The 21,533-nt window shown below is 70.7% G+C and carries 21 protein-coding genes; 14 read left to right on the forward strand and 7 right to left on the reverse strand.

Going from position 1 to position 21,533, the window contains the following annotated elements; translation table 11 throughout:
* Positions 1 to 34: 34 nt before the first annotated feature.
* Complete coding sequence (locus H4W31_RS08945) at positions 35 to 1,339, reverse strand: MFS transporter (RefSeq protein ID WP_192766234.1); 1,305 nt, start codon at positions 1,337 to 1,339, stop codon at positions 35 to 37.
* Positions 1,340 to 1,572: 233 nt separating this feature from the next.
* On the opposite strand from H4W31_RS08945, the gene H4W31_RS08950 reads away from it, so the two are divergent.
* From H4W31_RS08950 to H4W31_RS08970, 5 genes are all read left to right on the forward strand, one after another.
* Positions 1,573 to 3,366 (forward strand): HSP90 family protein, encoded by a 1,794-nt coding sequence (locus tag H4W31_RS08950; RefSeq protein ID WP_192766235.1) that lies wholly within the window; start codon positions 1,573 to 1,575, stop codon positions 3,364 to 3,366.
* Between the two features lie 5 nt (positions 3,367 to 3,371).
* Positions 3,372 to 6,431, forward strand: coding sequence for a hypothetical protein (locus tag H4W31_RS08955; RefSeq protein WP_192766236.1), 3,060 nt, complete (start codon positions 3,372 to 3,374; stop codon positions 6,429 to 6,431).
* A 261-nt stretch (positions 6,432 to 6,692) separates the two neighbouring features.
* A complete protein-coding gene (locus H4W31_RS08960; RefSeq protein ID WP_192771950.1) occupies positions 6,693 to 7,301 on the forward strand; it encodes a TetR/AcrR family transcriptional regulator in 609 nt (202 codons plus the stop codon).
* 128 nt (positions 7,302 to 7,429) lie between these two features.
* A complete protein-coding gene (locus H4W31_RS08965; RefSeq protein WP_192766237.1) occupies positions 7,430 to 8,776 on the forward strand; it encodes an acetyl-CoA carboxylase biotin carboxylase subunit in 1,347 nt (448 codons plus the stop codon).
* A 14-nt stretch (positions 8,777 to 8,790) separates the two neighbouring features.
* Positions 8,791 to 9,696, forward strand: a complete 906-nt coding sequence (locus H4W31_RS08970) for a hydroxymethylglutaryl-CoA lyase (protein ID WP_192771951.1) — start codon at positions 8,791 to 8,793, stop codon at positions 9,694 to 9,696.
* A 141-nt stretch (positions 9,697 to 9,837) separates the two neighbouring features.
* On the opposite strand, the gene H4W31_RS08975 is transcribed toward H4W31_RS08970, so the two are convergent.
* A complete protein-coding gene (locus tag H4W31_RS08975) occupies positions 9,838 to 10,410 on the reverse strand; it encodes a snapalysin family zinc-dependent metalloprotease (protein WP_192766238.1) in 573 nt (190 codons plus the stop codon).
* Between the two features lie 243 nt (positions 10,411 to 10,653).
* On the opposite strand from H4W31_RS08975, the gene H4W31_RS08980 reads away from it, so the two are divergent.
* Both H4W31_RS08980 and H4W31_RS08985 read left to right on the forward strand, forming a co-directional pair.
* A complete protein-coding gene (locus H4W31_RS08980) occupies positions 10,654 to 12,210 on the forward strand; it encodes an acyl-CoA carboxylase subunit beta (protein WP_404825573.1) in 1,557 nt (518 codons plus the stop codon).
* Positions 12,211 to 12,303: 93 nt separating this feature from the next.
* Positions 12,304 to 13,452: an acyl-CoA dehydrogenase family protein gene (locus H4W31_RS08985; protein WP_192766239.1), complete on the forward strand. Its 1,149-nt coding sequence runs from the start codon at positions 12,304 to 12,306 to the stop codon at positions 13,450 to 13,452.
* Positions 13,453 to 13,500: 48 nt separating this feature from the next.
* Here H4W31_RS08985 and H4W31_RS08990 read toward each other — a convergent pair whose 3' ends face one another.
* From H4W31_RS08990 to H4W31_RS09005, 4 genes are all read right to left on the reverse strand, one after another.
* Positions 13,501 to 14,061: a DUF1697 domain-containing protein gene (locus H4W31_RS08990; protein WP_192766240.1), complete on the reverse strand. Its 561-nt coding sequence runs from the start codon at positions 14,059 to 14,061 to the stop codon at positions 13,501 to 13,503.
* A gap of 10 nt (positions 14,062 to 14,071) precedes the next feature.
* Complete coding sequence (locus H4W31_RS08995; protein ID WP_192766241.1) at positions 14,072 to 14,281, reverse strand: DUF5708 family protein; 210 nt, start codon at positions 14,279 to 14,281, stop codon at positions 14,072 to 14,074.
* A 127-nt stretch (positions 14,282 to 14,408) separates the two neighbouring features.
* On the reverse strand, positions 14,409 to 15,680 hold the full coding sequence (locus H4W31_RS09000; RefSeq protein WP_192766242.1) for a D-alanyl-D-alanine carboxypeptidase family protein: 1,272 nt from the start codon (positions 15,678 to 15,680) through the stop codon (positions 14,409 to 14,411).
* Between the two features lie 91 nt (positions 15,681 to 15,771).
* Positions 15,772 to 16,041: a hypothetical protein gene (locus H4W31_RS09005; RefSeq protein ID WP_192766243.1), complete on the reverse strand. Its 270-nt coding sequence runs from the start codon at positions 16,039 to 16,041 to the stop codon at positions 15,772 to 15,774.
* A 451-nt stretch (positions 16,042 to 16,492) separates the two neighbouring features.
* Here H4W31_RS09005 and H4W31_RS09010 point away from each other — a divergent pair, with 451 nt between their 5' ends.
* The 6 genes from H4W31_RS09010 to H4W31_RS09035 are packed head-to-tail and all read left to right on the forward strand — an operon-like array spanning position 16,493 to position 20,462.
* Positions 16,493 to 17,290, forward strand: coding sequence for a helix-turn-helix domain-containing protein (locus H4W31_RS09010; protein ID WP_318783097.1), 798 nt, complete (start codon positions 16,493 to 16,495; stop codon positions 17,288 to 17,290).
* The gene (locus tag H4W31_RS09015; protein WP_192766244.1) at positions 17,287 to 17,475 is read left to right on the forward strand and encodes a DUF397 domain-containing protein; all 189 of its coding nucleotides are present in this window, start codon (positions 17,287 to 17,289) and stop codon (positions 17,473 to 17,475) included. The genes H4W31_RS09010 and H4W31_RS09015 overlap by 4 nt, the downstream gene beginning before the upstream one ends.
* A 58-nt stretch (positions 17,476 to 17,533) precedes the next feature.
* Positions 17,534 to 17,992 (forward strand): AraC family transcriptional regulator, encoded by a 459-nt coding sequence (locus H4W31_RS09020; protein ID WP_318783099.1) that lies wholly within the window; start codon positions 17,534 to 17,536, stop codon positions 17,990 to 17,992.
* 9 nt (positions 17,993 to 18,001) lie between these two features.
* On the forward strand, positions 18,002 to 18,436 hold the full coding sequence (locus H4W31_RS09025; protein ID WP_192766245.1) for a VOC family protein: 435 nt from the start codon (positions 18,002 to 18,004) through the stop codon (positions 18,434 to 18,436).
* Positions 18,433 to 19,932 carry an MFS transporter gene (locus H4W31_RS09030; protein ID WP_318783100.1) on the forward strand — a complete coding sequence of 500 codons (1,500 nt, stop codon included), beginning with the start codon at positions 18,433 to 18,435 and terminating at the stop codon, positions 19,930 to 19,932. Before H4W31_RS09025 ends, H4W31_RS09030 begins: the two co-directional genes overlap by 4 nt.
* An 11-nt stretch (positions 19,933 to 19,943) precedes the next feature.
* Positions 19,944 to 20,462 carry a YfbM family protein gene (locus H4W31_RS09035; RefSeq protein WP_192766246.1) on the forward strand — a complete coding sequence of 173 codons (519 nt, stop codon included), beginning with the start codon at positions 19,944 to 19,946 and terminating at the stop codon, positions 20,460 to 20,462.
* A 30-nt stretch (positions 20,463 to 20,492) separates the two neighbouring features.
* Here H4W31_RS09035 and H4W31_RS09040 read toward each other — a convergent pair whose 3' ends face one another.
* The gene (locus H4W31_RS09040) at positions 20,493 to 20,954 is read right to left on the reverse strand and encodes a GNAT family N-acetyltransferase (RefSeq protein ID WP_318783101.1); all 462 of its coding nucleotides are present in this window, start codon (positions 20,952 to 20,954) and stop codon (positions 20,493 to 20,495) included.
* A gap of 172 nt (positions 20,955 to 21,126) precedes the next feature.
* On the opposite strand from H4W31_RS09040, the gene H4W31_RS09045 reads away from it, so the two are divergent.
* Positions 21,127 to 21,504 (forward strand): VOC family protein, encoded by a 378-nt coding sequence (locus H4W31_RS09045; protein ID WP_192766248.1) that lies wholly within the window; start codon positions 21,127 to 21,129, stop codon positions 21,502 to 21,504.
* Positions 21,505 to 21,533 lie beyond the last annotated feature (29 nt).

The raw sequence follows: 21,533 nt of genomic DNA on the forward strand, positions 1-21,533 counted from the left end.
CGCCGGCTGGCGAGTCTTTTGGGCCTCGGCCTGCTCAGGGACGCCCCGATTCGACTTCAACTCCACGGTGCAGCATCGGCCACGAGACGACGGTGACCAGGGCGAAGACGGCGGTGGCGGCGTACAGCACCGAGGAGAGCCCGGCTGCGGAGCCGAGGACGCCGGCACCGATCGCACCGACCGGGGCGGCCAGCAGGGCGACCGTACGCTGCGCACTGCCGACACGGCCGAGCATCTCGACGGGCACGTTCCGCTGGCCGTACGTCGACGAGAGCGCATTCCAACTCGCGGTGCCGGCGGAGAAGACGGCGAGTGCGATGGCGCCCGGCACCGGATGACGGGCCACCGCCAGGGTGGCGATCGCCAGCGTCTCGGCTCCCAGCACCGAGCGCAGACCCGGCAGTGTGCCGAGCCGGGTGGCGATCCGGCCCGCGAGCAGCCCGCCGCCCAGTGCGCCGAAGACTGCGGCCGACATGAACAGCCCGTAGCCGGTGGCGGGGACCTTCAGCACGTCCAGCGCGTACAGCACGATGATCGCGATCAGGCCGCTGGTGGCGAGGTTGGTGACCATCGCCAGAAGGGTGATCTGCCGTAGCGTCCGGTCCCGCCAGATCCAGCGCAGCCCGTCACCGGCCGCCCGCCAGGCGACACGTCGGTGAACCGTCGGACCGGGTGGCCGGGACGAGGCCACTATCGGCCGGAGGGTCAGGGCCAGCAGCGCGGCGACGGCGAACGTGACGGCGTCGACGGCGAAGGGCAGGGCGGCGCCGACCGCGAAGAGCACTCCGGCGAGCGGGGCACCGACAAGTCCACCGGCCATCGCCGTACCCGCCTGGAGTCGGCCGTTGGCGACGGCCAGCCGGTCCGCCGGCACGAGCGCGGGCAGCACGGCGAAGGCGGCGGCGTCGAAGAAGGTGCCGAGGGTGGCGAGCAGGAAGGCGCAGCCGGCCAGCACGCCGACGTGCACCTCGCTGGTGGCGACCAGCAGCGCGAAACCGCCGACGAGGACGGCCCGGAGAGCGTCCGAGCCGGCCATCGTCCGCCGCCGGTCCCAGCGGTCCGCGTACACCCCGCCGAGCAGGCCGAAGAGCAGTGGCGGCAGTTGCCCCGCGACCACCACCGCTGCGATGGCACGCGGGTCGCGGGTGACCGATGCGGCGAGCAGGGCCAGTGCCGGGGTACGCAGCGTGTCGCCGAGCCGGGAGACCACCGCCGCCGTCCACAGTCGAGCGAACGCGCCGCCGAGCCCCGCAACGCCCGGTCGTCCATCGGTTCCGTCCGCCGGGATTGTCCGGCGGTCGGTCGCGTCCGGCGTCGACGGGATCGTCGTATCGGTCATGGTTCCTGCCGTCCTCTGCTGCTCGGGCCGGGATGTCGGACGGGGACGTTGCCGCCTCGATCGGGTCGAGGGTCAAGTCAGCCGTGCCGTCCGATCGTCCGAGCCTCGCCGTGACAGGGCTGCCCAGACGCATGAAAGGAGGAGGCGGAGCGTCACTCGGGACCGGTACGGTGAGCGCCGGCAATCGGACGCCGACCACAGGGACATCCCGGTGTCGGACGGAGTGAAGAATCGTGGACCGGACCTTCCAGGTCGACCTGCGTGGCGTGGTCGACCTGCTCAGTCACCACCTCTACGGCAGTCCCCGGGTCTACGTCCGGGAGCTGTTGCAGAACGCGGCGGACGCGATCACCGCCCGCCGGGCCACCGAGCCAGCGGCCCCGGCCATGGTGCGGATCGAGCCGCCCGAGCTGACCGGGGACGGCACGCTGCGGGTGCACGACACCGGCATCGGGCTGACCGAACCCCAGGTACACGAACTGCTCGCCACCATCGGTCGCAGCTCGAAGCGGGACGAGCTGGGCTTCGCCCGGCACGAGTTCCTCGGCCAGTTCGGCATCGGCCTGCTCTCCTGCTTCCTGGTCGCCGACGAGGTCCGGGTGCGGACCCGACACGGGGACGAGCCCACCGTGGCGTGGACCGGGTACGCCGACGGCCGCTACCGGGTCGAGTTGGCCGCCGAGGGAGAGGCGCGGGCCGAGGTCGGTACGACGGTGACCCTGGTGCCGCGCCGGGACGCCGAACAGTGGTTCCTCGGCTCGACGGTGACGGAGCTGGCCGGTTTGTTCGGATCGCTGCTGCCGATCCGGGTCTTCGTCGGCGGGATCGAGACCACCACCGGAGCGCCGCCCTGGTCGGCGTCCGCCGGCACCTCCCCCGCCGCCCGCCGGGACCGGCTCGTCCGGTACGCCCGCGAGGCGCTCGGCTTCACCCCGTTCGACGTCGTACCGCTGTCGGTGCCGGAGGCCGGGCTGACGGGTACGGCCTTCGTGCTCCCCGCACCGGTGAATCCGGCAGCCCGCGCCGGGCACCGCGTCTATCTGAAGCGGATGCTGCTCACCGAGGGCGCCGAGGGCCTGTTGCCGGACTGGGCGTTCTTCGCGCGCTGCGTCGTCGACTCCAGCGAGCTGCGGCCGACCGCCAGCCGGGAGGCGCTGTACGAGGACAACCTGTTGGAGAGCACCCGTGAGGCGCTCGGCGATCAGCTCCGGGGCTGGCTGGTCCGGCTGGCCGGCAGCGATCCCCAGCGGCTCGCCGACTTCCTCCAGGTGCATCACCTCGGGGTGAAGGCGCTGGCGCTGCACGACGACGAGATGCTCCGGCTGGTCGAGCGCTGGTGGCCGATGGAGACCAACACCGGGCAGACCACCCTGGCGGAGTTCCGCGAGCGGCACGGCCTGATCCGGTACGCGGCCACCATCGACGAGTTCCGCCAACTCGCCGCGGTGGCGGCGGCGCAGGATCTGGCGGTGGTCAACGCCGGTTACACGTACGACGCCGAGATCATCGAGCGGCTGCCGTCGGTGGACCGGTCGGTGCTGGTCGAACGGCTGGAGCCGACCGATCTGACCACCCGGTTCGACATCCTCGATCCGGGTGTGGAGCTGGCCGTCCGACCGTTCCTGAGTACGGCACAGCGGGCCCTGGACCGGTTGGGCTGTGAGGTGGTGCTGCGGTCGTACGCCCCCGCGTCGTTGCCCGCCCTCTACCTGGTGAGCCGTTCGGCGGCCTTCCACGAGCAGTTGCAGTCGACCCGGGAGCGGGCCGACGAGATGTGGGCCGGGGTGCTCGACGCGCTCGCCGCGTCCGGCCCGCCGGAGCGCCCGCAACTGGTGCTCAACCACCGCAATCCGCTGGTCCGCCGGGTCACCGCGCTCGCCGATCCGGAGCTGGTCGGTCTCGCCGTGGAGGCGCTGTACGGGCAGGCGTTGCTGCTCGGCTACCACCCGATCCGACCGGCCGACGCCGCCCTGCTCAACAGTTCGTTCCTCGGCCTGCTCGGGCGGGCCGTGCCGGGACAGGAGTGAGCACAATGGAGAACGTCAACAGGGACCTCTGGCGGGCGCTGCACCGGATCACCGAGATGCCGTACGGCGCCGGTCAGATCGCCGCCGTCGAGCAGCTGATCCGGCAGGCGGACGCGGACGGCGACGACGAGATCGCCTTCGTGGCCCGGGTGGTCGGCACCGACAGTTACGTCTTCGGCGGGGAGCCGGGCCGGTCGTTCGTCACCTTCTCGTGGTGTCTGGCCGAGTTCGACGGGCCGTCGAAGCCGTACCACCAGCGGAACGAGTACAACCTGCTCCGGCAGTTCAAATACATGATCAACAGCTTGTTGAACTTTCCCGACGTTCCGCTGGACCGGACGTACGCGGTGCTGGACGACATGGAGCGGCGCTACCGGGACGGTGGCCACAGCCTCCAGGCCGTCTACAAGCGACGGCACCGGGTGGCCCGGCACGTGGGGGCGCCGGACGAGGCGGAGGAGTGGTACAGGCGCTGGCTCACCGCCCCACGGAACCAGCTCTCCGACTGCGCCGGCTGCGATCCGACCTCCCAGATCGACTACCTCGCGTCGAGCGGGCGTCACGAGGAGGCGGTCGCGCTGGCGGAACCGGTGCTTACCGGTCGGCTCGGCTGTGCGAAGCAACCGCAGGCGGTCCTCACCGCCCTGCTGCGGCCGTACCTGCACAGCGGGCGACGGGCGGAGGCGCGGGACGCGCACCTGCGGGCGTACCGCCGGCATCGGAGCAACGTCGCCGACCTGCGGGACATCGGTGAACACCTGACGTTCTGCGCGTTGACCGGGAACGAGCCGCGCGGCCTGGAGCTGCTGGAACGGCACCTGGATTGGCTGGACCGTGCCCCGTCCCCGGGCGCCGCGATGGAGTTCGCCGTCGGCGCGGCACTTCTGCTCCGCCGGCTGGACTCAGCCGGGCACGGCACGTTGACCGTGCACCGGTCGGCGTACGGGGAGCGGTCGGCGACCGAGGTGCCGGTGACGGTACTGGCCGAGGAACTGACCACGACGGCGCACGCGTTGGCCGCTCGGTTCGATGCCCGGAACGGCACCTCCACCAAGTCGAACTGGGTCGGCGAACACCTGGCGCTGGAGCCGATCGGCCCGTACCTGCCGCTGTCCGCCACCGCCGCACGCCAGGACGTCGGCCCGGTCGGGTCCACCGGCACGTCCGGTACGTCAGCCGGCGTCGATCCCCCGCCGCCCCCGCCCCCGGCAGAGACCCCGCCGCCAACCGCGCCGCCAACCCCGCCGCCAACCGCGCCGCCAACCGCGACCCGAACCGCGACCCGAACCGACCCGGGGGCGACCTCGCCCGATCTGGCGGCCGACGTACCACCGATCCGGCTGCTCGAACTGATCGAGGAACGGTGGCTGCGTCACCGACAGGACGATCACCTGGCGACGGCGCTGCGGACCTTCGACGAACGGTTCGCGGACGTGTCCCTGGACGCGTCGGTGCTGGCCCGGCGGGCCGAGTTGCGGGCCCTGCAACGGCACACGGTCGACGATGTCACCGGCGGGGTGACGGCGAACCGGGAGGCGATCGCGCTGCACCGCCAGGTTCCGGACCCGGTCCGGGAGCAGATCGTGGCGGGACGCCTGGGCGTGCTGCTGGCGCTCGCCGACGATCCGGCCGAGGGACTGTCACTGGCCCAGGGGTCGGCCGACTACCTGGCCGAGCACGGTGACGGGGTTGCCCGGGCCGGCGGATACGACCGGCTCTCGATCGTCCTGTTCAACCAGGAGCGGACGACCGAGGCGCTGGAGGCGGTGGACCGGGCGGCGGCCGAGGCTGCCGGTGTCGGGGACCGGTACCTGCTGGCCCGGATCGCGCTGCGCCGGACCCGTTTCCTGGATCTGCTCGGCCGACGGGTCGAGGCCAACGAGGCCGTACGGCAGGCCCGGGATCTGCTCCTGGACCTCGGCGGCCCGCCGGACTACCTCGCCACGGCCTGCCTGCGGTACGCGGACTCGGTCGAGGAGCCGGCCGAGGCGGTTCCGGCCTGGGACGAGGCGGTACGGACGGCGACGGACGAAACGGTGGTGCAGGCCCGCAGTCTTCGGGCCCGGGCACTGCTGCTGGTCGACCGTCCGGCCGAGGCGGTCGACGACCTCGTGGAGGCGGTCGCCCTCAGTGTGCGGTGGGGGATCGCGGACGGCGCGGCCCACCTGCGGTGGAAGCTGGCGGAGGCGTACCAGCGGGCCGGCATGTTGACGGAGGCGGCCGAGGCGGCCGAAGAGGCGATCGGTGAACTGAAGCGGCTCGGCCGGCAGGCCGACGCGGACTGCTGCCGGCACCTGCTCGCCGCCGTATACGCCGCGCTGCACGAGTACGACCTGGCCGTGGCGTTGCTCGACGAACTCGCCGCCAACCTGGACAGCCCGGACAATCTCGTCTGGCGGGGACGGGTCCTGGAGGAAGCCGGTGACCTGCTCTACCGGCAGGACCGGGACAGTCTCGCGGCGCAGCGGTTCGCGGCGGCGGCGACGGCGTACCGGCTCGCGGAGCGGGGCATCGACGAGTTGCGCACCTGGCGCCGGGAGGTCTCCGCCCAGATCTGGGCCCGTGATCCCGACGCGGCGTTGGCGGCGCTCGGCCGTGCGGACCGGGTGGCGGCGACCCTGGATCCACCGGATGTGGCGTCGCCGACCCCGACCGCCGACCCGGCGGTGTCGCTCGGCGAGCCGGCGGAGGACGCCGTTTCGGCCGCTGCCACGCTGCGCTGGGAGCGGGCGCTGCTGGCGGAGGCGGCGGCCCGCGCTCTGCTCGCCGTCGGTCGCCCGGAGGAGGCGTTGGGCCGGCTGCCCGGTGTCGCCGACGAACTCCGGTCGTTGGAGGCGCTCGGCGAGGCGCAGCACGTCGACCTGCTGACCGGCGAGCTGCTGGTCCGGTCGGATCGGCCGGCGGAAGCGGAGCCGCTGCTGCGGACGACGCTCGGTGTCGTGACCGAGCGCCCCGACCTGGCCTCCCGGGGTGCGTTGTGGCTTGCGGAGGCGTTGACCGCGCTCGGCCGGTACGAGGAAGCCACCGCCCTGCGCGCCGAGTACGCCCTCGACCCCGACCAGTGACGGTATGCCCGTTCGGGCCGATCGCGTCCCCGACCCGGGGCCGGTACGCGTCGCGGGCGGGTAACGGTCTGGCCGCTCGCGCCGGTCACATCCTCGACGCCGAGGCGTGACGACCTGGTCGCTGTCGGCTCCGGTTACCGGTCCGACCAGCGGCAGCGCCGGGGCGGGCCGGGTGGATCGGAGGGGCCTGGGGGTAAAGGGGCAGGTCGTCGGCGATTGACACCTGGCTAGGCTGGTCGGGTGACGGTGGAGGAGCAGGTGATGGGGGCGGAGGCCGGCGTGCCCGCCAGCGGCGTACGGCGGCGGCGGTCCCGCCGCGACGAGATCCTGGAGATCGCGGTCGGCCTGTTCGCGGCCCGCGGCTACCACGGGGTGTCGATGGACGACATCGGGTCGGCGGCGGGGGTGACCGGGCCAGCGCTCTACCACCACTTTGCCGGCAAGGAGGCGATGCTCGCCGCCGCGCTGATGCCGGTGAGCGACGGGCTGCTGGCCGGCGGTCGGCAGCGGGTCGCCGATCATCCGGAGCACGCCCGCGCGGCACTGGAGTCATTGATCGATTTCCATGTCGAGTTCGCGCTCGCCAACCCGGCGGTCATCGCGTTGCACCTGCACGAGCTGGACCGACTGCCCGAGGAGCCGCGTCGGCAGATCCGTCGGCTGCAACGGCTCTACGTCGAGGAGTGGGTGGGGGTGCTGACCGCGCTGCATCCGAAGCTGTCGGCCGGCGAGGCCCGGGTGCTGGCACACGCCGCTTTCGGTCTGATGAACTCCACGCCGTTCCTCGGCGGTGAGGTCGACCGAGAGCGCCGGGCCGCGCTGCTGAGGGCCGCGACCCTCGCCGCCCTGCTGGCCGATCCGGACGACTGAGCCCGGCGGACGACTGAGCGCCGATGCGCCGATGCGGACGGTTGAGCCCGGCGGACGACTGAGCGCCGATCCGGACGATTGAGCCCGGCGGACGCCGATACCACACCTGGAGAGGGACGCAACAGAACATGATCGAGTCGCTGCTCGTCGCAAACCGTGGCGAGATCGCTCGCCGGATCATCCGTACCGCCCGGCGGCTCGGTGTACGGACGATCGCCGTCTACTCCGAGGCAGATGCCGACCTGCCGTTCGTGCGTGAGGCCGACGAGGCGGTCTGTGTCGGACCGGCCAACCCGGCGCAGAGCTACCGCAACCCGGAGGCGATCCTCGCCGCGGCCAAGTCGACCAACGCCAGGGCGATCCATCCCGGGTACGGCTTCCTGTCGGAGAACGCGGACTTCGCCCGTACCGTCGAGGCGAACGGCCTGATCTGGGTCGGGCCCGGCGCCGACGCGATCACCGCGATGGGCGACAAGATCAACGCGCGTAACCTGATGGCGGACGCCGGGGTACCGGTCGCGCCCGGCACCACCGACCCGGCCGCCGACGTGGACGCGGCGCTGGCCGCCGCCGGGACGATCGGCTTCCCGGTCATGGTCAAGGCCGCCGCCGGTGGCGGCGGAATGGGCATGGCGGTCGCCGCCGACGAGGCCGGCCTGCGGACCGAGTACGACAAGGTACGCGCCTTCGCCGAGCGGATGTTCGGGGACGGCTCGGTGCTGATCGAGCGCTACTTTCCCCGGGTACGGCACGTCGAGGTGCAGATCCTCGGCCTGGCCGACGGCCGGGTGGTGGCGCTGGGCGAGCGGGAGTGCTCGGTGCAGCGGCGCAACCAGAAACTGGTCGAGGAGTCGCCGTCACCGGCCGTGTCGGCAGAACTCCGGAAGCGGCTGTTGGCCGCCGCGGTCCGGGCCGGCGAGGCGGTCGGCTACCGCAACGCGGGCACCGTGGAGTGCCTGCTCGATCCGGCCACGGGGGAATTCTTCTTCCTGGAGATGAACACCCGGCTCCAGGTCGAGCACCCGGTGACGGAGTTGGTCTACGGCGTGGACCTGGTGGAGGAACAGCTCCGGGTGGCGGCCGGACTGGCGCCCGGCTTCGACCCGGACGCGTTGACGGCGCGCGGGCACGCCATCGAGCTGCGGATCAACGCCGAGGACCCGAAGCGGTTCCTGCCGGGACCGGGCGCGGTGACCGCGTGGACCGAGCCGACCGGGGAGGGGGTCCGGGTCGATTCCGGGTACGCCCTCGGCACCACCGTCACGCCGCACTACGACTCACTGATGGCCAAACTCATCGTGTACGGCGCGGACCGGTCCGAGGCGATCGCAAGGGCCCGGACGGCGGTGGCCGGATTCGAGATCGCCGGTCCGAAGTGCAACCTGCCGTTCTTCTCCGAGCTGTTCGACAACTCCGAGTTCCTCGGCGGCGACTACGACACCGGTATCGTCGGCCGGATGCGGGCGAAGAAGTGACCGGCCGGGCGGAGCTGCCGAGCGTGGTGTCGATCCGTGAGGTCGGTCCGCGCGACGGTCTCCAGAACGAGGATCCGGTACCCACCGACGGCAAGGTACGGCTGCTCGACGCGCTGTCCCGGACCGGCGTACGCCGGATCGAGGCGGTCTCCTTCGTCCATCCGAAGGCGATCCCGCAGATGGCCGACGCGGACGAGGTCTGGGCGCGGGCGTCCCGGGCGTCCGGGGTCCGCTACTCGGCGCTGGTGCCGAACTCCCGCGGTGCGCAGCGGGCTCTCGCGGCCGGGTTCACCGAGATCGAGGTGGTGGTGTCGGCCAGCGACACCCACAACCGGCGCAACGTCAACCGGTCCACGGCCGAGTCGCTGGACGACATCGCCGGGCTGATCGACCTGCTGCACTCCGCCGGGGCGACCGCCGAGGTGATCGTGGCGACCAGCTTCGGCTGCCCGTACGAGGGGGACGTCGATCCGGCCCGGGTCGCCGGCATCGTGGACCGGGTGGTGGCGGACGGGGCGGACCGGGTGGCGTTCGGCGACACCACCGGGATGGCGACCCCGCGTCGGGTCCGGGAACTGGTCACCGCCGTTCGGGACCGGCAGCCCGACATCCCGGTCCTGCTGCACTTCCACAACACCCGGGGTACCGCGCTGGCGAACCTGCTCACCGCCCTCGAACTCGGGATCACCGAGTACGACGCCAGCGTCGGCGGCCTGGGCGGCTGCCCGTACGCCCCGGGGGCGAGCGGGAACGTGGCGACCGAGGAGGTCGTGCACATGCTGCACGACATGGGCATCGAGACCGGGATCGACCTCGACGCGCTGCTGGAGGCGGCGGCGCTGGCCGAGGAGCTGGTCGGCCGGGAGCTGCCCTCCGGAGTGCTCCGCGCCGGCCCCCGCAGCCGCCTGACGGCGGTGTAAGGAAGGGCCCCTTCTTATCGCTTTCTGTATAGGAAGGGCCCCCTCTTAACTCCCACCACTGCGTACGACGAAGGGGCCGGCGGGTTCGCCGGCCCCTCCGTCGCTGGCGCCCGCCCCGGGGGCAGGGGCGGGCGCCCCGGCTCAGCCGATCGGGGCGAGCACGGCCGGCCAGCTGTCCGGGAACACCTGGCTTCCGGTGCCACGGGCGTCCTCACCACTGACCCGGGTACCGGCGAAGAGGTTGGTCACCCGGCTCGCCTCCGCACTGCTCGGGTTCGGGTTGGTGCAGCTGGTGCCGGCGCTGCCACCGGACATCAGCAGGGAGCAGTTCCCGTTGTAGTTGTCCGGCAGCCCGAGGATGTGGCCGATCTCGTGGCTCATGATCCGCAGTGGGCTGTACTGCGCGGCCTGCCGGGTGTCGATGTAGACCCGGCCGTTGCCGAGACTGGTCCGTTGGGCGTACGAGCCACCGCCGGTGATCGAGTAGATCCGGAGGTTGTTGCCGCAGTTCGCCGAGAGCGTCAGGTTCGACGTGGCGTTGTTCCAGATCGAGGCGGCCTGGTTGGCGACGCCGGCGAAACTGCCCGCCTGGCTGGTGTTGTAGCAGATGGTCATGGCGGCGGACGCGGGCGACGGGTTGGCGATGGTGACGCCCAGGGTCGCACCTGCCGTCGCGACGAACGCGACGACGAGCCGGCTGATCCGTGAGGTCATGACTCACACTCCGATCCGGTTTTAAGGGGGTGCCAGCAGCATAATTATCGACAATTGTCAATTTCAACATCCTTTCCACATACGTGGTCGCTCGGTATGACGGTTGCTCGGACACGCGGAGCCTGGCCGTTGCGCCGGACGATCCAGCGCGAGGTCGACAACCGGGGTGGCCCGAAGTTGCCCGGATGCCGTAACCTAACGATCGTTCAGGTCAAGTCAGGCAAGGCGGGCTAGGGGGTCGGCGTGGCACTCGACGGAGCGGCACCCGGACAACACGGCGGGGCGGAGCTGGAACAGCTCGGCAAGCGGGTCCGGTCCGGCGGCGCGGAGAAGTACCACGCGGCCAACGCCGCCAAGGGCAAACTGTTCGCCCGCGAGCGCATCGCGATGCTGGTCGACGAGGGCTCCTTCGTCGAGGACGGCATGTACGCGAACGCGCTCGCCGACGGCCTTCCCGCCGACGGCGTGATCACCGGTTCGGCCCGCATCGACGGCCGGCAGGTCTGCCTGATGGCCAACGACTCGACCGTCAAGGCCGGCAGTTGGGGCGCGCGTACGGTCGAGAAGATCATTCGGATCATCGAGCGGGCGTACGCCGCCGGACAGCCGATGGTCTACCTGGTGGACTCGGCCGGCGCCCGGATCACCGACCAGGTGGACCTCTTCCCCGGCCGGCGCGGCGCCGGAAAGATCTTCTGGAACCAGGTCCGCGCCTCCGGCTCGATACCGCAGGTCTGCGCGCTGTTCGGGCCGAGCGCGGCCGGCGGCGCGTACATTCCGGCGTTCTGCGACGTGGTGGCGATGGTGGACGGCAACGCCAGCATGTACCTCGGCTCCGACCGGATGGTCGAGATGGTCACCGGGGAGAAGACCACACTGGAGGAGATGGGCGGGGCCCGGGTGCACTGCGCCGAGTCCGGGGTCGGGCACTTCCTCTGCAAGACCGAGGCCGACGCCCTCGACGTGGTCCGCCGCTACCTGTCGTACCTGCCGGCGAACTGGACGCAGCCGCCACCGGTCGCGCCGTCCGCCGCCGCGCCGGGCAACGTCGACCTGGCCGCGCTGGTGCCGGCGAGCGAGCGGCAGGCCTTCGACATGCGCCGGTACGTCAAGGGCCTGCTCGACGCCGACTCGTTCCTGGAGATCCAGGCGCTCTGGGCGAAGGAGCTGACCATCGGCTTCGGCCGGTTGAACGGCGAGGTCGTCGGGGTGGTCGCGAACAACTCGATGTTCAAGGGCGGGGTGCTCTTCGTCGACTCGGCCGACAAGGCGACCCGGTTCGTCCAGCTCTGCGACGCGTTCAACGTGCCGCTGCTGTTCCTCTCCGACGTCCCCGGGTTCATGGTCGGTACGGCGGTGGAGAAGCAGGGCATCATCCGGCACGGCGCCAAGATGATCACGGCGATCTCCGAGGCGACCGTACCCAAGATCTGTGTGGTGGTCCGCAAGGCGTACGGCGCCGGCCTCTACGCGATGGCCGGCCCCGGCTTCGAGCCGGACGCCACGATCGCGCTGCCCACCGCGAAGATCGCGGTGATGGGTGCCGAGGCGGCGGTGAACGCGGTCTACGCGAACAAGATCGCGGCGATCGCGGACCCGGACGAGCGGGCCGCCTTCGTCGCGGAGCGGCGTGCCGCCTACGAGCAGGACATCGACATCGTCCGGCTGGCAAGCGAACTGGTCGTCGACGCGATCGTCGAACCGGGTGACCTACGGCCGGAGCTGATCCAGCGGTTCGACGCCGCCCGGGGCAAGGACCGGCAGTTCTCCCGGCGCCGGCACGGCGTCACGCCCGTTTAACGATCAGGACCCGCTGCGGGCTCTGGAGCAGCAACCTCCCGCCGGCCGCCACGAGCGCTCCCGGTGGACCGACCGATCCGTATGGAGGAACCCATGGACTTCCGGCTCACCGACGAGTACGAGGCGCTGCGATCCAGTGTGCGGGAGTTCGCCCGCGAGGTGGTCGCCCCGGTCATCGCCGACCACTACGAGCAGCACACCTTCCCGTACGAGATCGTCGCGCAGATGGGCAAGATGGGGCTGTTCGGCCTGCCGTTCCCGGAGGAGCACGGCGGAATGGGCGGGGACTACTTCGCGCTCTGCCTCGCGCTGGAGGAACTGGCCCGGATCGACTCCAGTGTCGCGATCACCCTGGAGGCGGCCGTCTCGCTCGGCGCGATGCCGATCTACCGGTTCGGCACCGACGAGCAGCGGGCCCGGTGGCTGCCGAAGCTGCTCAGTGGCGAGGCACTGGCCGGCTTCGGCCTGACCGAGCCGGGCACCGGTTCGGACGCCGGCGGTACGGCGACCCGGGCGGTCCTGGACGGCGACGAGTGGGTGATCAACGGTTCGAAGGCGTTCATCACCAACTCCGGCACCGACATCACGGCGCTGGTCACCGTGACCGCGGTGACCGGGGTGAACGCCGACGGATCCAAGGAGCTGTCGAGCATCATCGTCCCGTCCGGCACTCCGGGCTTCACCGTCGCGCCGGGGTACTCCAAGGTGGGCTGGTGCGCCTCCGACACGCACGAGCTGACCTTCGACGACTGCCGGGTGCCGGCGGAGAACCTGCTCGGCCAGCGCGGCCGGGGCTTCGCCCAGTTCCTGCGGATCCTCGACGAGGGACGGATCGCCATCGCCGCCCTGTCGGTCGGGCTCGCCCAGGGCTGCGTCGACGAGTCGATCCGGTACGCGAAGGACCGACGCGCCTTCGGCCAGCCGATCGGCAACTTCCAGGCGATCCAGTTCAAGATCGCTGACATGGAGCGGCGGGCGTACACCTCGCGGCTGGCGTACTACGACGCGGCGGCGCGGATGCTGGCCGGCGAGGACTTCAAGCGGCAGGCGGCGATCGCCAAGCTGCACTCCAGCGAGTGCGCGGTGGACAACGCCCGGGAGGCGACCCAGATCCACGGCGGCTACGGCTTCATGAACGAGTTCCCGGTGGGCCGGTTCTGGCGCGACTCGAAGATCCTGGAGATCGGTGAGGGCACCTCCGAGGTACAGCGGATGATCATCGCCCGGGACCTGGGCCTCTGACGGTTCCCGGCCGGTCGGGCACCGGCGCCACCGTGGCGGGGGCGCCGGTCAGTCGGCGGCCAGCTCGGCCAGGGCCCGGACGGTCTTCCAGTTGCGGGTGGTCGACACCGTCCCCAACTGCTTCTCCAGGTAGGCGTTGCTGAACTTGGTCCGGCCGAACCCGTCCGGGTAGTGCAGGTAGATCTCCCGACCCGCGAGGGTGAACTCGGCGGTGTCCGTACCCGGCACGGTCAGTTCGGCCGCCTTGTCCGTCGCTGGTGCCCCGGCCAGGAAGGCGACCAGCAGCTTGGTCTCGTCGCGCTCCGATTTCAGGTACGGGTTCTCGGCGGCCAACGCCGCCAGCTCCGCGCCCGACCGAACCAGCACGGGTACGTCCACGCCCAGCTCGTCGGCGACGGCCTTCCGGATGGCGGTGGCGAGCCGATCCGGGCCCGGGGCGCCGCCCTTCCCCGCCCCCGGCTCTGCGCCGAAGACCACGTTTCCGCTCTGTAGATAGGTCTTCACGTCCTCGTGCCCGAGGTCGGTGACGATCCGGCGCAGGTCGGCCATGCCGATCCGGTTGCCCGAGCCGACGTTGATGCCGCGCAGCAGTGCCACGTACTGGGTCATGCCGGTCAGGCTAGTGCGGACCGGGTGGGCTGGACATGTTGCTAAGCAGGCTCTTGTAGACGCCGTACAACGACTCCAGACCTCCAGCGACCATCATGACCACGCCGACCTTTGACGGCGTGAAGACGAGAATCTCCTCGTCCGAGCCGAACAGCCAGAGCGCCAGCCCCACTACGACGGTGAGTGAACCGGTCAGGAGCGTCTTACGGGCAGAGGCCACGGGCGTCCTTCTTCGCGGAGGGCTGGTGTACCAGGTCTGCCAAAAAACCTAGTCGGGCCCGGCCCGCGCGCCCTCCTGCCCGCCGACGAAATCGGGCTACACCCTTTGGCCCACCCGGCCCCTCTGCTCAGTCGTCGGCCAGGCGGCGCCGCCGGAGCAGGAAGAGGATCGTCAGCAGGATGCCGAGGAGGATTACCGGGGCGCCGGCCATCAGCAGCCAGTTGGGACGCCAGCGCGGATCGACCTCGGCCCGGGCCTCGGTCCCGGCGGCCTGGGACGGGATCCGCCCCCGCGAGTCGACCTGCCCCGGGGAGACGAGCTGGCCGACGCGGGCGTTGGTGGGCAGCGCGAAGCCCCAGTCGAGGAGCGCGGCGCCCTGTTGCCAGCCGGCGAGCGGCTGCGACTCCGCGCCGAGCAGGGTGACCAGCAGGGTACGGCCGTTCCGCTCGGCCGCCCCGACGAAGCTGTGCCGGGCCAGATCGGTGAAGCCGGTCTTGCCGCCCAACGCGCCGGGATAGTTGTGCAGCAGTTTGTTGTCGTTCCAGATCGGGAAGCCCTTGGTGTTCCCCGCCGTCTGGGCCGGCACCTGCGCCATCCTCGTCGCGGCGTACCGCCGGAAGTCCTCGCGGGCGAAGCAGGCGCGGGCGATCAGCGCCAGGTCGTACGCGCTGGTGAACTGCCCCGGCCCGTCCAGCCCGGACGGCGTCGCGGCATGCGTCTGGTACGCCCCGAGCCGGCGGGCCTCGGCGTTCATCGCGGCGACACCGCCGGCCATCCCACCCGTCCCGCCACCGAGCCGGGCCAGTACGTTCGCCGCGTCGTTGCCGGAGTTGAGGATGAGTCCCAGCCACAGCGTCTCGACCGAGTACCGACCGCCCCGGACCAGCCCGACGGCCGAACTGCCCGGCTCGAAGTCGAGATCCGACTCGGTCACCTCGATCAGTTGTGCCGGATCGAGCCGTGGCATCACCGTCGCGGCGAGCAGGAGCTTCTGCACGCTCGCCGGTACGCCGTACTCGTGTGGGCCGCAGCCACCGAGCACCGCGCCGGTGGTCAGGTCCGTCACCAGCCACGACGTCGCGGTGATCTTCGGCGGTGTCGGTGCGCCGGCCGGAAGGACCAGCCCGGCGGTCGCCAGTTCCGGGCCACCGACCGTGCGGTGGGCCGGATTGAGCGGTGGCGGCGCGGGTCGGGTCGGTCGGGCCACCGGCGGGGTCGGCGCGGGACACGGTATCTCCGGCGCGGCCACCCGCACCGTCGTCGGCTGCCGTGCCATCGGGGCCTGTCTCGCGGCGGCGAACTGCCGCGTCGCCGCCGTCCCGGGAGCACCCGCCATCGTCACCGACGGCAGCACCAGCACGGCGCTGGCTACTCTGAGTACCAGCAACCCTCGGGTCATACTCCGGAGAGTAACCGTCGTCCCTCGTACGGGTGGCGGTTTGCCGTATCGGCCCCGACGGCCGCAGGCGGGGCGGCGGGAATGCTCCGGATCAGCGGCGCAGGCGGGCCCAGCCGAGAAACCGGCTGAACAGGGCAGCGGGGTCGGGCCCGGGCTCGGGATTCAACCGGTACAGGTCGGCGGTGGCGGCGAAGAGCGCCGAGCCGAGGTAGACGTGCAGGGCCACCCGATCGTGCCGGTACTCGGAGAGCAGCGTCAGCCGGGCGGTGGCACACGGCCACGGATGACCGCACCGCCGGCAGATCCAGAGCGGACGGATCGGCAGGTGCGATCCGGACGGGCGGTCCCTGGGCGGGTTCATCTCGACGCGTACCAGTGACGGGGTGGGGTCAGCTGCCAGCCGGGTCCCCGGTTCGTCGGACGCTTCCGGGGACGCTCGGGCGGCAGGTTCGAGGTGATCCGGGAATCCGGGTACGGCGGGACGAGTGGCGGTGGATTGAACCGGTCCCGGCACGGCCACCGGTCACCGCAGCGGCAGTGCCGCCACCAGGGGCGCCGCCAGTCGCGTCGGTGTTGTGGGGCGTACCGGAGGGGTTCGGGTCGGTGCCGGAACGGTGACCACATCGGACCATCGACCTCCTCCTGGCTGGGCTCTGGGTGGCGAAGAGCGTGGGTACCGAATCGGGTACCGGTGCCGCCGGACGCGTTTCCCGGTTCACAGTCTGGTGATCGAGCCACTACTGTCGGAAGTGCTCGCCGGGCGACCCGAGGCGTTGTCCGGAGTCGAGAAGTCCGAGGTAAGGAGCATGTCCGTGGCCGAGCCGTCGACCCTCGCGCTCTTCGCCGGAGAGCTACGCCGGTTCCGGGGCATCGCCGGGCTGTCCCAGGACGGGCTGGCACAGCGGATCAACTTCTCGTCGGCGCTGATCGCCAAGATCGAGCTGTGCCAGCGTCGACCGACCCGCGACTTCGCCAAGCGCTGCGACGCGGTGCTGGACACCGGCGGCCTGCTGGAACGCATTCAGGCCGTGCTCGGCCCCGGCCCGATGATGCCCTGGTTCCGGCAGTGGGCGGTGCTCGAACGGGAAGCGCTCGCATTGCGCTGCTTCGAGTTGACCGTGATCCCCGGTCTGTTGCAGACCGAGGCGTACGCCCGCGCGCTGCTCAGCGGCGGAAGGTTGTTCACGAACGCCGAGGTGGAGCAGCACGTCGCCACCCGGATGGCTCGTCAGGAGATTCTGACCGGGGAGACTCTGCCGCTGTTCACCGCCGTGATCGACGAACGGGTGCTGCGTCAGCCGGTCGGCGGCGCCGAGGTCATGGGCGATCAACTCCGGCACATCGCCAAGCTCTGCGCCGAGCAGCCCAGAATCCGGGTCCAGGTCGTCCCGACCTCGGTCGGGGCCTACGTCGGAGTGAACGGTCCCTTCGTGATCGCGACACTGTCCCACGGAGACGACGTCGGTTTTCTGGACGACCAGCTTGAGGGACGGTTGATCGAGCGTGCGGACGAGGTCGCGGCGATCAACCGGATCTGGGAGACAATTCGGTGCGAGGCGCTGTCCTACCCGCAGTCGATCGAGTTGATTCAGGAGGTGGCGGAGTCATGACGTGGAGTGGCGCGACGTGGCGGAAAAGTAGCCGCAGCAACGCCAACGCCGGCAACTGTGTCGAGGTGGCCGGCGACCTGACCGGAGTGGTCGGGGTTCGGGACAGCAAGGACCCGGACGGTCCGGTGCTGGCCTTCGAGCCGGTCGCGTGGCGGTCGTTCGTGCGTACCCTGAAGGACCGTTAGCCGGGCGGGTCGGTGCTGCGGGCCGGCCCGGCGGGTCTGAGCAGCCTAGACTGGCGCGGTGAGCGCACCGCCGCGCCGAGCCCCGGGCGACATGCTGGTGCATCTACGCCGGGCTCGTGACCATGCCGACCGCCACTACACCGAGCCGCTGGATCTTGAGACGTTGGCCGCCGTGGCCGGCATCAGCAAGTACCATTTCCAGCGGTTGTTCACCGCCACGTACGGCATCTCGCCGTCGGCGTACGTGTCGCAGCGGCGGGTCGAACGCGCGCAGGATCTGCTCCGGGCCACCAACCTCACCGTCACCGAGGTCTGCCACGCCGTCGGCTTCTCCAGCCTCGGATCGTTCAGCAGCCGGTTCCGGGAACTGATCGGGGAGACGCCGAGCGAGTTCCAGCGGCGCTGGGCCGCCACTGGTGCGCCCCGCATCCCCGGATGTTTCGTGTTCATGTGGGGCCTGGCCGAACGTCGCGGCTGCGCAAACCAGGAGAAGCCGCAGGCAGACGCCGGCTCCTAGCCTGGTCCAATGATCACAAACATTTCGATCACCGCCGTTTTCGTGAAGGACATCGACGCCTCCAAGGCGTTCTACATCGACGTCCTCGGGTTCGCCGAGCACACCGACATCACCCTCGGCGACGGGTCCTACCGGTGGTGCACGGTGAAACACCCGAGCCAGCCCGAGTTGGAGGTCCACCTGACCCCGCCCGGCCCGCCGTACTCGCCGGAGATGGTGGACTCGATCAAGCGCGCGATGGACGAGGGCGGCATGTTCAGCCTCGGTCTGCGGGTGGACGACTGCCGGAAGACGTACGACGAGTTGCGGGCCAAGGGCGTCGAGTTCATCCAGCCTCCGGAGGACCGCCCGTACGGCGTCGAGGCGGTCGCCCGCGACAACTCGGGCAACTGGATGGTGCTGGTCGAGTCGCGGGAGTTCAGCCCCGCGGACTTCGAGGCGTGACCACGGCTCAGTCGGTCGGGGCCTCGGTCGATGTCGAGGCCCCGGCGCAGGATCCCCGGCGCTGGTGGGTGCTCGCCCTGCTCTCCGGCCTGTCGTTCATGATCCTGCTGGACATGACCGTGGTGAACGTGGCGCTGCCCCGGATCCAGGACAGCCTGCGCTTCTCCGACTCCGGCCTGACCTGGGTGGTCAACGCGTACGTGCTGGCGGCCGGCGGCCTGCTGATCCTCGGCGGGCGGTTGGCCGACGTCTTCGGCCGGCGACGGCTGCTGCTGACCGGCGTCGTCATCTTCGCGGTCTCCTCCGCCGTCTGCGGTGCGGCCGTCTCCCCGGCGACGATGGTGGCTGGGCGGTTCGGCCAGGGCGTCGCCGAGGCGATCGCCGCTCCCGCGTCGCTCGGCCTGATCGCACTGCTCTTCACCGATCCGAAGGAACGGACGAAGGCGCTGGGGATCTGGAGCGGGCTCGTGGCGCTCGGCGGGACCTCGGGCTACGTCATCTCCGGTCTGCTGACCGACCTGACGTCGTGGCGCTGGATCTTCTTCATCAACCTGCCGGTCGCGGTGGTGGTGCTCCTGATCATGCCTCGGCTGGTCCGCGAGAGCCGGATGGTACGGGCGAAGAACGCCGGACTCGACCTCCCCGGGGCGATCACCCTGACGGCCGGCCTCGTCGCCATCGTCTACGGGCTGCTCCAGGCTGCCGAGCATCCGTGGGGATCCGCATCGGTGCTGATTCCGCTGGTGGCCGGAGTCTGTCTGCTCGCCGGGATGCTCGTGATCGAGCGTCGGGCGAAGGACCCGCTCATCCCGCTCGGCTTCTTCGCCAACCGGACCAGGACGGTCGTCAACGCCACCTCGCTGTTCTTCATGGCGGCGTTCATCTCGTACACCTTCATGCTGACCCTGTTCGAGCAGCACGTGTTGGGCTACACGCCGCTGGTCAGCGGGCTGGCCTGGCTGCCGCTCTCGGTGGCGATCGGGGCCGGCATCGGCCTCGGCGCCACGTTGACGCCCCGGCTCGGGGTCAAGGCGGTGACGTCCGCCGGCTTCGTCGGCGCCGGCATCGGGCTCCTGCTGACCAGCATGATCGATATCGACACCAGCTACCCGGGCGGGATCCTGCCGGGGATGATCGTGTTCGGGCTGTTCGCCGGGGCGACCATGCCGGCCGCGACCACCGCCGCGTTGCACGGGGTCACCGTCCAGGACTCCAGCCTGGCGTCCGGGGTGCAGAACACCATGCAACAGGTCGGTGGGGCGCTCGGCCTCGCCGTCCTGGTCACCCTCGCGCTGCGGTACAGCGGCGACGAGATTCAGCGTGGCGTGGATCCGCAGGTCGCGATGACCGAGGGGTACGCGCTGGCGCTGCGCGTCGGCGCCGCGCTGATGATCTTCGGCGGCCTGCTCGTCATGGTGCTGTTCGAGCGGGTCGACCCGGAACTGCGCGACCCGACGGCCGAGATCGTCGGGGAGACAACCGCCGGAAGGTCCTAGGCTTCCTCGGCGTGAGCATCAACGGGAACTGGTTGCGGGTGACACCGGCCGAGTTGGCGCGGGCCAAGGACGATCTCGACTGGGCGGAGGAGTTCGTCCAGGCCGCCGTGGCAGCCGAGGACGAGCGGCTGTGCGGCACCGACAAGGCGTGGCAGGCCTTCGAATTCCTGCTGGAGCGGCGCGGCTTCGACATCGAGATCGCGTACGGCGCCGAGTCGTTCGTCGAGACTCCCGACCTGGATCCGGACGACGAGGAATTCGTCGAGCCGGAGGTCGACTGGGGGTACGGGCCACCGCGTTACCTGACCCCGGAGCAGGTGGCCACGGCCGCGACGGAGTTGGCCGGTCTGACCGAGGACGATCTGATCCGTGGTGTCGATCCGGCGGAGCTGACCCGGGCGCAGATCTATCCGGATGTCTGGGACCGGCCCGACGAACTCCGCTGGGTCACCCACCACCTGCCGTACGTCCAGGACTATTTCGCCGCCGCCGCGAAGGACGGCGACGCCATCATCTGCTGGTTGGACTAGGGTCTGCTGAGCCGTTGCTGCCTTCGGGCATCAAGCCGGGCCGTTTGCGGCATAACACCGGACGGCCACCTTCTGCTCCGGGCTCCACTGCTGTTCGACTGTGGCCAGCAGCTGCCAGCCGAGCCTCTCGTACAGAGCCGCCGCCGCAGTGTCAGAAGCCACCACGTCGAGCACCGGATGCAAGCCACGATCCTGTGCTTCTCTGACAGCCTGCGCCATCAGCAGCGCACCGATCCCATGGCCGCGGGCCGACGGAGCGACGAACAGTCGGTTGACCACGGCGGTCGCGTCGATACTCACGCCTGCACGAGCGCTCCACAGCCGAGGTGCCGCGTCTCCCGCGTCGCTCCGGGACAAGCCGATATGGCCGGCTATGCGGCCATCCAGTTCCGCCACCCAGGAGGCGATGAGCGATGGCGGCGTGAGCCATGCGTCCGGGAAATCGGGCCAGTTCACCGGATAACCGTCGCGCTCATGGACCTCTGCCAACACCCGCACACAGTCACCGAGGTCGCGATCAGTCCGCTGTCGGACACTCGGGGGTACGTCCGCGCCGGACACGTTCTCGCTCTTCACTGCGGCATGGAAACACAGCCCAAGGCCCGTGACCAGCGACTTTCCTAGGCCGACGAGCCGCATCCTGGCTGGCGCCTAGGATCGGCTCATGATCGCTGACCTCCAGTGCGTCGTGCTGGACTGCCCCCACCCGATGGAACTTGCCGAGTTCTACCAGGCGCTCCTCGGCGGTGCCGTCAACCAACGGGATCAGCGATGGGCGCTCAGCAACGACTGGGCGACGTTACACACGTCGTCTGGTCTCGTCCTGGCCTTCCAACGCGCATTGAATTACCAGCCACCGCAGTGGCCCGACCCGGCCCGGCCCCAGCAATTCCACCTGGACTTCGGCGTTACGGACCTGGACCGCGCCCAAGAGCAGGTGCTGGCCCTGGGAGCAACGGTGTTGGACGAAGGAGTAGATAGACGCGGTTGGCGTATCTATGCCGACCCCGCAGGGCATCCGTTCTGCCTGGTCCGCCACTAACGGAACACGGCCTACGCTGTGCAGCGGTT

This window comes from Plantactinospora soyae (assembly GCF_014874095.1).
In the GTDB taxonomy this organism is placed as follows: Bacteria; Actinomycetota; Actinomycetes; order Mycobacteriales; family Micromonosporaceae; genus Plantactinospora; species Plantactinospora soyae.

Excerpts from the sequence above, each read along its gene's own strand:
- H4W31_RS08955 (WP_192766236.1), top strand. The coding sequence starts at position 3,372 with ATGGAGAACGTCAACAGGGACCTCTGGCGGGCGCTGCACCGGATCACC.
- H4W31_RS09045 (WP_192766248.1), top strand. The coding sequence starts at position 21,127 with ATGATCGCTGACCTCCAGTGCGTCGTGCTGGACTGCCCCCACCCGATG.
- H4W31_RS09025 (WP_192766245.1), top strand. The coding sequence starts at position 18,002 with ATGATCACAAACATTTCGATCACCGCCGTTTTCGTGAAGGACATCGAC.
- H4W31_RS09005 (WP_192766243.1), bottom strand. The coding sequence starts at position 16,041 with ATGAACCCGCCCAGGGACCGCCCGTCCGGATCGCACCTGCCGATCCGT.
- H4W31_RS08965 (WP_192766237.1), top strand. The coding sequence starts at position 7,430 with ATGATCGAGTCGCTGCTCGTCGCAAACCGTGGCGAGATCGCTCGCCGG.
- H4W31_RS09015 (WP_192766244.1), top strand. The coding sequence starts at position 17,287 with ATGACGTGGAGTGGCGCGACGTGGCGGAAAAGTAGCCGCAGCAACGCC.
- H4W31_RS08945 (WP_192766234.1), bottom strand. The coding sequence starts at position 1,339 with ATGACCGATACGACGATCCCGTCGACGCCGGACGCGACCGACCGCCGG.
- H4W31_RS08985 (WP_192766239.1), top strand. The coding sequence starts at position 12,304 with ATGGACTTCCGGCTCACCGACGAGTACGAGGCGCTGCGATCCAGTGTG.
- H4W31_RS08975 (WP_192766238.1), bottom strand. The coding sequence starts at position 10,410 with ATGACCTCACGGATCAGCCGGCTCGTCGTCGCGTTCGTCGCGACGGCA.
- H4W31_RS08960 (WP_192771950.1), top strand. The coding sequence starts at position 6,693 with ATGGGGGCGGAGGCCGGCGTGCCCGCCAGCGGCGTACGGCGGCGGCGG.
- H4W31_RS08990 (WP_192766240.1), bottom strand. The coding sequence starts at position 14,061 with ATGACCCAGTACGTGGCACTGCTGCGCGGCATCAACGTCGGCTCGGGC.
- H4W31_RS09000 (WP_192766242.1), bottom strand. The coding sequence starts at position 15,680 with ATGACCCGAGGGTTGCTGGTACTCAGAGTAGCCAGCGCCGTGCTGGTG.